Annotated in this window: 10 protein-coding genes; 6 read left to right on the top strand and 4 right to left on the bottom strand. The window is 40.3% G+C overall.

Going from position 1 to position 13,685, the window contains the following annotated elements:
- Positions 1-51 precede the first annotated feature (51 nt).
- From mraY to rsmH, 4 genes are read right to left on the bottom strand one after another with little or no spacing between them, the layout of a single operon-like run.
- Positions 52-1,032, bottom strand: coding sequence for a phospho-N-acetylmuramoyl-pentapeptide-transferase (gene mraY / locus N8O80_RS05005; RefSeq protein WP_218493995.1), 981 nt, complete (start codon positions 1,030-1,032; stop codon positions 52-54).
- Between the two features lies 1 nt (position 1,033).
- Entirely contained in the window at positions 1,034-3,286 is a 2,253-nt protein-coding gene (gene pbp2x / locus N8O80_RS05000; RefSeq protein ID WP_261027089.1) for a penicillin-binding protein PBP2X, read from the bottom strand.
- A gap of 3 nt (positions 3,287-3,289) precedes the next feature.
- Positions 3,290-3,607 (bottom strand): cell division protein FtsL, encoded by a 318-nt coding sequence (gene ftsL / locus N8O80_RS04995; RefSeq protein WP_261027088.1) that lies wholly within the window; start codon positions 3,605-3,607, stop codon positions 3,290-3,292.
- Between the two features lie 9 nt (positions 3,608-3,616).
- Entirely contained in the window at positions 3,617-4,567 is a 951-nt protein-coding gene (rsmH, locus tag N8O80_RS04990) for a 16S rRNA (cytosine(1402)-N(4))-methyltransferase RsmH (protein ID WP_049552366.1), read from the bottom strand.
- 166 nt (positions 4,568-4,733) lie between these two features.
- Here rsmH and N8O80_RS04985 point away from each other — a divergent pair, with 166 nt between their 5' ends.
- The 6 genes from N8O80_RS04985 (at position 4,734) to N8O80_RS04960 (ending at position 13,653) form a co-directional block, all read left to right on the top strand.
- Positions 4,734-4,928, top strand: a complete 195-nt coding sequence (locus N8O80_RS04985) for a helix-turn-helix transcriptional regulator (RefSeq protein WP_070567830.1) — start codon at positions 4,734-4,736, stop codon at positions 4,926-4,928.
- Between the two features lie 14 nt (positions 4,929-4,942).
- Positions 4,943-5,485, top strand: coding sequence for a DUF3278 domain-containing protein (locus N8O80_RS04980; protein WP_261027086.1), 543 nt, complete (start codon positions 4,943-4,945; stop codon positions 5,483-5,485).
- Positions 5,486-5,495: 10 nt separating this feature from the next.
- On the top strand, positions 5,496-5,822 hold the full coding sequence (locus N8O80_RS04975; protein ID WP_261027130.1) for a hypothetical protein: 327 nt from the start codon (positions 5,496-5,498) through the stop codon (positions 5,820-5,822).
- Between the two features lie 26 nt (positions 5,823-5,848).
- Positions 5,849-6,427 carry a DUF3278 domain-containing protein gene (locus N8O80_RS04970; protein WP_261027085.1) on the top strand — a complete coding sequence of 193 codons (579 nt, stop codon included), beginning with the start codon at positions 5,849-5,851 and terminating at the stop codon, positions 6,425-6,427.
- Positions 6,424-6,900, top strand: coding sequence for a glutathione peroxidase (locus N8O80_RS04965; RefSeq protein ID WP_261027084.1), 477 nt, complete (start codon positions 6,424-6,426; stop codon positions 6,898-6,900). The genes N8O80_RS04970 and N8O80_RS04965 overlap by 4 nt, the downstream gene beginning before the upstream one ends.
- 333 nt (positions 6,901-7,233) lie before the next feature.
- Positions 7,234-13,653 carry an alpha-L-fucosidase gene (locus tag N8O80_RS04960; RefSeq protein WP_261027083.1) on the top strand — a complete coding sequence of 2,140 codons (6,420 nt, stop codon included), beginning with the start codon at positions 7,234-7,236 and terminating at the stop codon, positions 13,651-13,653.
- The last annotated feature ends 32 nt before the right edge of the window (positions 13,654-13,685 follow it).

Here is a 13,685-nt window from a genome sequence, read left to right as displayed (position 1 = left end):
GATGAAGATAAGCTTCATCCTGGTTTCTTTTATCAATAAAAGATTATTTTTTTACAGTAGGTATAAAATTGCTAGGGTCAAGAGACTTGCTAGGAGTCCCACTCCCCAAAAGAAGAAGTCGACCTTCCACTCGCTCCAAGGACTTCCCTTACCAGACAATCCTCCAAGCTCAAAATGATGATGCACAGGCGTCATACGAAAAATACGTTTACCACCTGTCAGTTTGAAATAACTGACTTGCATCATAACCGAAGTTGTTTCAAAGACATAAACAATTCCGATAATCAAGAGAGTCCATTCTTGGTGGAGGGCCATAGAGATAGCTGCCAGCATTCCACCTAAGGCCAAGCTTCCCACATCCCCCATAAAGACTTTAGCAGGCTTATGGTTAAAGACGAAGAAACCAAGCAAACCACCAATCATGGCAAGAATCACTAGAAGGATATCCATCTGACCTTGCACATAGGCAATAACTCCATAGGCAGACAAGCTAATCACAACGGAAATACTAGCTAGACCGTCAATACCATCTGTCAAGTTGACTGCGTTTGAAAAACCGACTAGCCAGAAAAGAGCGAAGATAATATAGAAAATCCCTAAATGAACTTGGTAGCCAAAGACAGAGAGCATATCGCCCCCACGCTCATAAAAAAGGTAGAAAATGACGCCACCTAGCAGCTGAAGAGCCAATTTCTGTTTGGGGTTTAGCCCCTCATTGATCTTTCGGAAGACCTTGAGGAAGTCATCTAAAAAACCAACCAAACCATACAAGACCAAAATAAACAAAACCATACCAACATTATTGGTCAATTGTTTTGAAAAAAGAGCGACGAGGAAACTCACCACAACTGCAGCAATGAGGAAAACAAGCCCCCCCATTGTAGGAGTCCCAGCTTTTGCCTGGTGCTGTTTGACATCCTCATGCATCTGCTGGCCTGTAATTTGCGCCTTTCTATAAAATTGGATAAAGGCCGGAATTCCTACTAAAGTTAGTAAAAATGTCACAATTCCAGCACTGATGGAAATAAACATATTAGTCTCCTAAAGTTAATTTAATTTTTTTAATGTTTTTGATAGCTGTATTGGTCCGAACGTCTTGCTTTTGGACGACGGAACCTGAACCTTCAAATTCTAGCTCAATATCCAACCATTTAGCAAAGGCCTCAGCAGTCTCTTTTTTCCAGCCATACATATCTGGAATTTCTTCTACCTTATCCGATAAAAGGAGAACTTGTTGGTTTGGTGCAAGATTTTTTCCTTCTTCTACAGAAGTCTCTTTAATCTTTGTTCCAGTACCAACAACGATTGGTTGCACAATATTTCGACGTAAGGCTTCCGCCAAATCACCAGGTGAAATATCCTTGATGCTAGGCATTGCATACGAAGATTCTGTCGTCACTTGATCTAAATTCTTAGCTGGAGATTGAAGGTTCAGAGATTCTTTCATCGCTGAAGCCCGCTCCAAGATTGGATTGGAAAACTCTCCCAACTGGGCAGCTGAATAATGCTCAGGCTGTTGAACCGTTACATACAAGATAAAATCAGGATTTTCAGCAGGATTCATAGTCACAACTGAGAAAATATAATTGGTAGAACCAACCAAGTATCCTCCATTTTTCTCATCAGCGATTTGAGCCGTACCGGATTTAACTGCTACATTTTGTCCAGGAACTGTTATAATTGGCTTTCCTGTGTAGTGATTATACATAGTTCCATATAGAGGGTCCGTCCCAACTAATATCATGTTAGTACGAGTCAAGCTTGCTGCATCTTCAGATACAGGTTTTCCTACAATCTCTTTTTGAGACTTTCGTACAGACTGATTGTTAGTATCATAAATAGCACTTATAAATTTTGGCTCCAGCATAACTCCATCATTAGCAATAGCTGTAAAGGCACGAAGCATTTGTGTTTGTGTTACTGAAATCCCTTGCCCAAATGAGCTTTGAGCAATATTAACAATATTATCAGCTGGAAGTTGACCAGCGTATTCATCTGTCAAGCCAAAGCGAGTTGGGACCCCAAATTTAAAGCGGTTTAGATAATCCAACCAAGTAGCATCTCCCATTTTTTGTTCAAGTAGACTCATTCCAACATTACTGGAGTGAGCGAAACCTTGTGAGAAAGTCATCATCCTACCAGTCGTCAAACCATCATTAACATCCCAATCTCGAATCGTCGCATCCGCTATTTTTAATTCACTGCTATTGAAATATTCTCCACTTGGGAAGGTATTGTTGTCAATAGAAGAAGCTAACGTCATGACCTTCATGGTTGATCCTGGTTCGTAGTTACTTTGATAAAGAATATCACGCCAAACAAAGTCTTTGGTGATGCCATCCTTAGTATCTGCATTAAAGGTAGGTCGTTGGGTGGTAGCAAGGATTTCACCTGTCTTTGCACTGACCAAGGTCGCGGTCATATACTTACCTTTTACTTTTTCTAGAAAGGTATCCATCTGAGTTTCCATGAAAGATTGGAGTGGGCTAGACAATGTTGTATAAACATCCTTGCCATCCACAGTCTGTTGCGATACCTGTTCTGTACCTGGTACGATATTTCCTACACGGTCTTTTTCATAGGTAATAATACCGTCTGTCCCAGCAAGAATGGTATTTAACGAACTCTCCAGACCAGACGTTCCTAACAAACTCTTACTACCATCCTCATTTTCATGGAGTTGGGCTAATCCAATAAAACTAGAAGCAAATTGTCCATTTGGGTAGCTTCTGTTAGGGCTAGTTGTAAAGTCTATTCCTTCCACACTAGCATCTTTTAAATCTTTTTTAATAGCCATCATATTGGCATAGGTAATCCCATTCCCTTTTGCACCAAAGGAAACTTGAGTTAGATTTGGTTGAGCTAATTGCTCTTTCACATAAGTTTCATCCATATCTAAATACTTATGGAAGACTTCAGCTACCTTATTAAACTGAGAATCCTCTACATAAAGAATCTTACCCGTTGCTGACTTGTATTTTTTGTCAATAATAGCATAGACGTTATAGGAAGTCGCATCTTCAGCAATAGGCACTCCATTTCGATCATAGATCGTCCCACGTTTGGCAGGAACTGTTCGGGTTGTTTGGTGAACCTTTTTAGCCTCTTTTACCAAGTCAGTACCAAATATATTACCTTTTGCGATAATATAAGCAAAATTGGCCAAAAAGAGGCCGAAAAGGGCAACAGCTAAAAAGCTGAGGTACTTGCCAACTATCCTACGGTTTTTTTCTGGAGATTTACGATTTTTTATCGCAAATCGGGTTATTTTTTCTGTCCATTTCATATCTTACTCCGCTGTTCGGATATTTTCATTATTCAATTTCAAATCTTTTTTATCTGCAATCTCTTTCAAACGCTCGGCACGAATCAATTCATTCACTTCCTGCTTGGCATCGTCCAGCTCTGTCTTCTTTTCCTCTATCTGCGCATTGATTTTTGTTAAATCACTTTGCACTTGCAAGAGCCGTGTCTGCATAAAGATAATGCTTACTGCTAAAACGAGAGCCGTAAAAGCGATGGAAAGATAAAAAGCCTTCTCCACACGTGAGAATTTTTTTATACGATTCTGCAAGAATTGACTGGTTGTTTCTTTATTATCTACCATTTTTTCCTCTTACTTGTGAATTTTTCTGGCCACGCGCAACTTAGCTGAGTGCGAGCGGTTATTGGCTTCTAATTCTTCTGCACTTGGCAAGATTGGCTTACGGGATACCAATTCCATCTTGGGCTTGAGATCATCTGGGATGAAAGGCAAACCTTTTGGAACTTCCACTGTTGAAGCTTCCTTGAACAATTGCTTGGTCAAGCGGTCTTCTAAGGAATGAAAGGTAATCACTGAAATTCTACCATCTAGAGCCAACATCTCCATAGCCTGCTGGATGGATTCATCTGCTGCTCCCAGTTCATCATTGACTTCAATCCGAATAGCCTGGAAGATCTGCTTGGCAGGATGGCCCTTCTTCTTGAGCTCCTTGGCAGGTTTGGCCGACTTGATAATTTCTGCTAACTCAGTCGTTGTCTCGATTGGCTTGACTTCACGTGCTTGTTCAATCTTACGCGCAATCTGTTTAGAGAATTTATCCTCACCATACTTGAAGAAAATTCGAACCAAGTCATGATAGTCATAGTGGTTCACCACCTCATAGGCTGTCAGACTAGCGTCCTGATTCATCCGCATGTCCAGTGGCGCATCCTTTTTATAAGAAAAACCACGCTCACGCTGGTCCAGCTGAGGACTAGACACTCCCAAGTCATAACAAATTCCATCAATTTCCTGAACACCAGCTTCGCGCAAACGTGCCTGTAAATGACGGAAGTTATCCTTTATAAAAGTCACCATCCCCTTTTCAATGTAAGGTGCCAAACGTTTTTGCGCATTGTCAATGGCATTCTGGTCCTGGTCAAAGGCATAGAGATGGCCTTTTTCACTTAATTTGCTTAATAAATATTCGCTATGGCCTGCTCCACCCAAGGTCGCATCAACGTAAACACCGTCAGGTTTCACATCAAGCATATCAATCGTTTCGTGGAGTAAGACCGTTACATGATGAAATTCTTTTGTCATATCCTATCTATTTTACCACAAATCCGACCAGCTTGCACTAGTCAGACAAATAGGGCAAAAACAAGTAAGATTTCTTTAAGAAATATGTCAAATATGCTTGACATCTATTTCTTAGAAGAATATAATATAGTCAAATATATGCGACACAAATTAGAAAGGAGTCCAGATGAATCGTGTGAAAGAATTTCGCAAGGAACTGGGCATTTCCCAGCTCGAACTCGCCAAGGATATCGGTGTCTCGAGACAGACCATCAATATGATTGAGAACGACAAGTACAATCCAACCCTGGAACTCTGTCTCAATCTCGCCCATAGCCTCCAAACTGACCTCAATAGTCTCTTTTGGGAGGATGATTTTTAAAAAGGAGCAAACTCATGAAAAAAGAAACCTTTACTGAAAAACTGATCAAACGCACATACGGTATTTCTGGTCCCCTTGACGAATACAAACGGCGTGAGGCCAATCGTATTGGGAACCAAGTCTTTATCGTCCTCTTTTATCTGATGATTTTCGGAAATCTTATTCCACTCCTTCTGGCCTATAAATACCCTCAAGAAGTGGCTCTAATCTATCCTCCTCTGATTTTAGTGATTGCCCTCATCTCTGCTGGCTATGTCACCTACCAAATGAAAAAAACAGGGATTACAACTATTGAACCAGATATGCTGAGTGAGAAAGAAAGTAAGCAACTTCGCTACCCAGGTCTTAAAGCAGGTTTGTTCTTTGGTCTATGGATGTTTTTTATAACTCCTCTTCTCAATATACTCATAGGTGAAAGTCCGGACTATTTTCATTCTCTTCTCACTATAAGAAATGGTGTATCAAGCATTCTCGGTTCTATCTTCTTCGGAGCAAGCATACAGTTCCTCATTTCCCGTCGCATTGAAAAAGCTAAGAAAGATCAAGATGAGGATTAGGAGGTGCCTTATAAAATCACTAGTAACTTTACTTACCTATCATCTTTTGTTTGCTTCACTGTTCATCTTCATCATCGTTTCAGGGAACTTGCCAATCAGAGAGATATTCCTCGTGCTAGTCTTTTTTCCAGGACTTAATAAAGGACTAACCTATCTAAAGATTGACTCCCCAAAAACACGTATACTCAACTTAGCACTATGCTTTATGATTTTATCTTTGCCACAACTGATGCTCATATCAGGCAATTGGAAATATTATTTACTGCTTACTATCGCGAGCATTTCTTCAATCACTTATCTTTATCATCTCTATCAATTTGTAAAAGAAAGTCAGTAAAACCGCTCATTTAGGAGGTTACTATCATGAAAAAAGAAGACTTAACCACTCGCCTACTCCGAAATCTCTTTCACATCCAAGGCCCTTTTGATGAATGCCGGCAAGAGATTATCTACAAGGCTTGTGCCCGTTCCATGGTCCAAATCGTTTATTCTTCCTTCTTCCTCTTCTTGTTTTATCTGTTATTTGGACGCTTCATAGAAGCCGTTCGCTATGCCATGCCCTACGTTTACTCTGGACTCATTTTTTTCATTACTTTAAAAACTCAAAGAGCCGTCAAAGAACTCCACTTGGAAAAAGATGACAAGTCAGAAATCATCCTTAAAACCTACAGCAAGAGCCAAATCAAATTCCGAAGCTGGGTGGTGTTTATCGGTCTTCAGATTGGCCTCTTTATCCTACTCATCTTTCATAAAGTCTTCGTTCAGCAGATGTCCCTTTCAGATTTTGTGAAGCTCCTCATGCAATTCGATAAAAGTGTTCCTTTACTGATGTATGGCCTGATTATCGGTAGCATTTTTGGAACCATGACCTACGGATTTCTATCACTACAGGAGGAGAAAACTCCTAAAAATACCAAACATAAGGAGAAAAGCAAGCAATGACTTCACTATACGATTTTTCAGTTTTGAACCAAGACAATCAAGAAACCTCACTAAATGCCTATCGTGGTAAGATTCTCTTGGTTGTCAACACTGCTACTGGATGTGGTTTAACGCCCCAGTACCAAGGACTTCAAGAACTCTATGATCGCTATCAAGACCAAGGTTTTGAGATTTTAGACTTCCCTTGCAATCAGTTTATGGGACAAGCACCAGGTAGCCCAGAGGAAATCAACACCTTCTGTAGCCTACACTATCAGACTACTTTTCCTCGTTTTGCCAAGGTCAAAGTCAACGGTAAAGAAGCGGACCCTCTCTATATTTGGTTGAAAGACCAGAAATCTGGCCCACTAGGAAAACGAATCGAATGGAATTTCGCTAAGTTTCTCATCGGTCGTGATGGGCAGGTCTTTGAACGCTTCTCTTCAAAAACAGACCCAAAACAAATTGAAGAGGCGCTACAAAAATTACTCTGACTTTTTTTGAATACATTCTTTCATTCAGTTTAATTCTTGAAAGGATGTATTTTTTTCTTTAAAAAGTGAAAGAATTTCTTTAAATTAGGTTTACTTTCTCTATTGCATTTCTTGGAACAATTTAGTATATTTGTTATGTTAAGGTTTTTAGGTTATTTTAAAGATTAAGATAACAATTTTAATTTTTTTATTCTAAAATGAAAGCGCTTAAACAGGAGGGGATTAGTCTCAAACTATTGCACAAAATCTAACTATCGCTAAAGAAAATCGTTTCCAAGTCATACTTGGGCTCAGACAGTAGCTGACTGTCTTGATTCAAACTAGGAGTACATTATGAATCGATACCTTTTTGAAAAAGAGCAAACTTTTAGCATCAGAAAATTAACCGTTGGAGTTGCTTCGGTTATGGTCGGACTCGCTTTTTTTGCATCTGGAACAGCACTAGCTGACGAAGCAAAAATTGAAGCTACAAGCTCTCAACCAAATGTAGAAAAATTGGCCGAAACTGAAAAAACCAAACCAGAAGTCAAAAATGAAAGTCCTGTAATTTCTACACCTCAAGAGTCAGAGAAAGCAGAGAAATCAGAAAAAACTGTTAAACCAGTAGAAGAAAAATCTGTAGCAGAAACTAAAACTACTGACTTGCTTCCTGAAGAAATCCACGATCAAGCTTATCCTGATGCACCCGTGAAAAACATAGATACTTCAGCAATCGTAGACAAGAAGGATAGTCCTAAAGTTGAGACAGAAAGCATTCTAAAAAACAAGGAAGAACTTCCAAAAGAAGCTGAAAATGGTAATCGTGCAATTATCAACGGTGGTCTAGATTTGAAGCACGTCCCTTATGAAGGACAACCTGCTACTGCTGCTAGTATGATTTACACTATTTACAATGGTGGTTCCCAACGCTATATCGTGTCTGGTTCTGGTATTTTTGTGGCACCAAATGTCATCTTGACTGTTGCCCACAACTTTTTAGAATCAAACCGTGATACAAAAGAAGGACATATTCGAGGCGGAGATTCTGCTAAGTTTTACTATAACCTCGGTTCTAATTCTGCTGTTCGCAATTCTCAACCTGTAACGGGTAATACTACTCTATTCAAAGAAGAAGATATTCATTTTTGGAACAAGAAAGAATTTGGAAAAGGATATCAAAATGACTTGGCTGCTGTTGTAGCACCTGTTCCTCTTCAAATCGCTAGTCCAAATAAAGCTGCTACCTTTGTTCCCTTGGCAGAAAATAAAACCTATCAACCTGGGGACCCTGTTAGCACGATTGGATATCCAACTGATTCAAGCTCACCTGAGCTCAAAAAACCAATTGTAGCTGGTCAACTTTACAAGGCTGATGGTGTCGTGAAATCTGTTGATAATTATGATGATAAAGGCTCAAAAGGCATCACCTATCATATGACTTCTGTTTCAGGCCTTTCAGGTGCTGGTATTATCAACGGTGATGGTAAAGTAGTCGGTGTTCACCAACACGGCACAATTGAAAACGGCATCCCTGACAAAGACCGCTTCGGTGGCGGAATCGTCCTCTCACCCGAGCAAGTAAAATGGGTAAAAGATATTATCGCTAAATATGGTGTCAAAGGTTGGTACCAAGGTGATAATGGGAAACGATATTACTTTACTCCTGAAGGAGAAATGTTCAGAAATAAAACTGCTGTTATTGGCGAAAATCAATATTCTTTCGATGAAAATGGTGTTGCGACACTCATTAAAGGAATCGATTACGGACGTGTAGTTGTTCAACACGTAGATGAAACTGGTAATCCAATCAAAACTGATGATATTTTTGTTGAAAAAACTGAAGTTGGAACAGCTTTTGATTATGACTTCAAAAAAGAAATCGCTAAGACTGACTTCTATACAAAAAATCAAGAGAAGTACCAGATTGTCTCTATTGATGGCGTCGAAATCAACAAACAACTCAAAGATGAGTGGACCTACAACGTCGTCAGCAAAACAGCTCCAGGAACACGGGTCATCAAGGTGGTTTATAAAGTGAATAAAGGTTCATTTGCCATTCATTATCGTTTGAAAGGCTCAGAGCAAGAATTAGCAGATGTTGTTACTGATAATAATGACGGAAAAGAATACGATGTTTCCTTTGTAAACACTTTTGAAGCAAAAGAAATCGCAGGCTACCGCGCAATCACTCCACGCTTAGAAGCCAGCATCCAGCACAAGGGTATGAATGATGTCGTCTTTGAATACGAAAAAATCTCTGATAGCTCTAATCCGACTTCAACTGTTTTACCTGCTGCTCATCCAGAAGATAAAGAAACAGAAATTGGAAATCACGGTCCCCTTCCAAGCAAGGCTCAACTTGATTATCACAAGGAAGAATTAGCTGCCTTTATCCACTATGGTATGAATACTTATACTAATTCTGAGTGGGGACATGGAAATGAAGACCCTAAAAACTTCAATCCAACTAACTTAGATACAGATCAATGGATCCGTACTCTAAAGGAAACTGGCTTTAAACGCACCATTATGGTAGTGAAACACCACGATGGCTTCGTTATTTACCCATCTAAATATACAAATCATACCGTAGCTGCAAGTCCATGGAAAGATGGTAAGGGAGACCTTTTAGAAGAAGTTTCAAAATCAGCTACTAAATACGATATGAATATGGGGGTTTATCTATCTCCATGGGATGTTAATAGTCCTAAATACAAGGTAGCTACTCAAAAAGAATACAACGAATACTACCTCAATCAACTAAAAGAAATCCTTGGTAATCCAAAATACGGTAATAAGGGTAAATTTATCGAAGTTTGGATGGATGGAGCACGCGGTAGCGGTGCCCAGAAAGTAACCTACACCTTTGACGAATGGTTCAAATATATTAAGGAAGCTGAAGGAGATATCGCTATCTTCTCTGCACAACCAACAAGTATCCGTTGGATTGGAAATGAGCGTGGTATCGCTGGTGACCCTGTATGGCATAAGGTCAAGAAAGCCAACATCACCGAAAATGTTAAGAACGAATACCTTAACCACGGTGACCCTGACGGAGATATGTACTCTGTAGGAGAAGCAGATGTTTCCATTCGTTCTGGTTGGTTCTACCACGATAACCAGCAGCCAAAATCCCTAAAAGAATTGATGGATATCTACTTCAAGTCTGTTGGTCGTGGAACGCCACTTCTTCTCAACATTCCACCAAACAAAGAAGGAAAATTCGCAGATGCTGATGTGGCTCGCTTGAAGGAATTCAAAGCGACTCTAGATCAAATGTATGCGACTGACTTTGCCAAAGGAGCGACTGTAACAGCAAGTTCTACTCGTCAGAACCACCTCTATAAAGAAAGTCACCTGACAGACGGCAAAGACGATACCAGCTGGGCGCTCTCAAATGATGCCACAACAGGTAGCTTCACAGTCGATTTGGGACAAAAGAGACGCTTTGACGTTGTCGAACTCAAGGAAGACATCGCTAAAGGTCAACGTATCTCTGGTTTCAAGATTGAAGTCGAAATCAACGGTCGCTGGGTAACTTACGGAGAAGGTTCAACTGTTGGTTACCGTCGCTTGATTCAAGGCAAGCCTGTAGAGGCACAAAAAATCCGTGTAACCATCACCGGAGCTCAAGCAACTCCAATCTTAACCAACTTCTCAGTCTACAAGACACCAAGTAGTATCGAAAAGACAGACGGCTACCCTCTTGGACTTGAATACCACTCAAATGCAACAGCGGATACAGCCGGTACAACTTGGTACAATGAATCTGAAGGTGTTCGTGGCACTTCTATGTGGACCAATCAAAAAGATGCCAAAGTAAGCTATACTTTCACAGGAACCAAGGCTTATGTCGTCTCTACAGTTGACCCAGGTCATGGAGAAATGTCCGTCTACGTTGATGGCCAAAAAGTTGCGGATGTGCAAACTAAGAACACTAGCCGTAAACGCAGCCAAAAAGTATATGAAACAGACGATTTAGCACCTGGCCAGCATACCATTACCCTTGTTAATAAAACAGGTGAACCAATTGCTACAGAAGGAATCTACACTCTAAACAATAACAGCAAGGGTATGTTTGAGCTTGAAGCAACTTCTTACGAAGTCGAAAAAGGAAAACCAGTCACTGTTAAAATTAAACGTGTTGGTGGAAGCAAGGGTACTGCTACTGTTCGCTTCATCACAGAACCTGGAACTGGGGTTCACGGTAAAGTTTACCAAGATACAACTCAAGATGTGACTTTTGAAGATGGAGAAACAGAAAAGACTGTTACCATCCCAACGATTGACTTTACAGAACAAGCCGACTCTATCTTTGACTTCAAAGCCAAGCTCACTTCTGTTTCTGATGGTGCTTTACTCGGTTTTGCTACCGATGCAACCATCCAAGTGATGAAAGCTGAATTGCTGATCAAGGATCAAACAAGTTATGATGACCAAGCTAGTCAGTTGGATTACAGTCCTGGCTGGCACCATGAAACCAATTCAGCAGACAAGTACCAAAAAACGGAGTCTTGGGCTTCCTTTGGTCGCTTAACTGATGAACAAAAGAAAAAGACAACTGTCACAGCCTACTTCTACGGTACTGGACTTGATATCAAGGGCTATGTTGATCCAAATCATGGTATCTACAAAGTCTTCCTAGATGGCAAAGAAGTTCCTTACCAAGACGGCATGGGAAATGCGTCGACTATTGAGGGCAAGAAATACTTTAGCGGTCACGCTGCTCAACGTCAAGGCAATCAAACTCTGGTTAGCCTAAAAGGTCTTGATGAAAACTTGCACGCAGTCACCCTTCAACTAGATCCTGATCGAAACGATTTGTCTCGAAACATCGGTATCCAGGTGGATCAATTCATCACTCGTGGTGAAGGAAGTGAACTCTACAGCAAAACACAAATCCTTCAATCTCTCTCTAAATGGAAAGACGACTTATCTAACTTTGATCCAAGTGGTTTGAAAAATACAGCAACTGCACGCCAAGCGTTCAAGTCTAATCTTGATAAACTCACTGCACAATTAAGTTCTGATACTGTAAATGTACAAGATGTGATGTCAACAGTCACTGCTTTGCAAGATATTCTTAGCAAAGACGAAAATTACCAAAAACCTGGAGACGAAACAAGTCCAGAACAACCAGTTGAACCAAAACAACCTGAACAGCCTGAAATCAATTACGATAAGGCTATGGCTAGCCTGACTGAAGCTATCGAGAAAAAAGTGGCTGAGCTTGGTGCCAACAACGATGCTAAGAAGAAATTAGTTGAAATTACTGACAAAGCAATCGCAGCTATTCAAGAGGCTAAGACTCAAGAAGACGTCAACAAAGCCCTCAATAACGCTCTTGAACAAATCAAGCAATTGCAACCTAGCCAACCAGAACAACCAGTTGAACCAAAACAACCTGAACAGCCTGAAATCAATTATGATAAGGCTATGGCTAGCCTGACTGAAGCTATCGAGAAAAAAGTAGCTGAACTTGGTACTAACAACGATGCTAAGAAAAAATTAGTTGAAATTACTGATAAAGCAATCGCAGCTATCCAAGAAGCTAAGACTCAAGAAGACGTCAATAAAGCTCTCAATAATGCTCTTGAACAAATCAAGCAATTGCAACCTAGCCAACCAGAACAACCGGTTGAACCAAAACAACCGGAACAGCCGGAAATCAATTATGATAAGGCTATGGCTAGCTTGACTGAAGCTATCGAGAAAAAAGTGGCTGAGCTTGGTGCCAACAACGATACTAAGAAGAAATTAGTTGAAATTACTGATAAAGCAATCGCAGCTATCCAAGAGGCTAAGACTCAAGAAGACGTCAATAAAGCTCTCAATAACGCTCTTGAACAAATCAAGCAATTGCAACCTAGCCAACCAGAACAACCGGTTGAACCGAAACAACCTGAAAAACCAATTACTTCTTCAAGTCCTGAAGAAGGAGTTAAAGAGCTTACCTTCCAACTCCCAAGTTTGGATATTGTTAAGAAGGCAGTACCATTCAAGACTATCCGTCGCGAAAATCCACAATTAGACAAAGGGAAAGAACAAGTTCTAGCAGAAGGGAAAGACGGCCTGCTAGTTGAGTACGTCGAAGTAGACGGTAGCAATCGTAAGGTAGTTCAAACTGAATCAACTCCAACTCTAGACCGAGTGATTGAAGTTGGGACTAAACAAAGTTCTGTAGGAACAGAGACACCACCAGTTGTAACTCTTCCTGAGTATCTTCTACCAAAAGAGCCTGAAAAACCAATTACTTCTTCAAGTCCTGAAGAGGGAGTTAAGGACCTTGTCTTTAAACTTCCAAGCTTGGATATTGTCAAAAAGGTGATACCATTCAAGACTATCCGTCACGAAAATCCAAACTTAGATAAAGGAAAAGAGAAAGTTCTAGCAGAAGGTAAAGACGGTTTGCTAGTTGAGTATGTCGAAGTAGATGGTAGCAATCGCAAGGTAGTCCAAACCAAATCAACTCCAGCTTTAGATCAAGTAATCGAGGTTGGAACGAAACAAAGTTCTGTAGGAACAGAGGCACCACCGGTTGTGACTCTCCCTGAGTATGTTCTACCTAGAGACACTGAAAAACCAGCTCCTGCAGTTGTAACAGAAGATTCACCAAGAAAAGATGAAAAAGCACCTGTTGCTACTACAGTTAGACAAGACAAGGAAAAACAACTCCCAGAAACTGGAGAGCAAGAAGCAAATGCCTTCTTATTCTTGGCTGCTATTACTTCAGTATTGTCTCTACTCATCTTCCAAAAGAATTTCAAAGACTAATTAAAATCTTTACTTAATTCTTTTCAATGATT

The sequence above is a fragment of the Streptococcus mitis genome (genome assembly GCF_946190155.1).
Lineage (GTDB): Bacteria > Bacillota > Bacilli > Lactobacillales > Streptococcaceae > Streptococcus > Streptococcus mitis_CL.
Note: the sequence above shows the minus strand (reverse complement) of the source record. Positions and strands in the feature narration are given on the sequence as shown.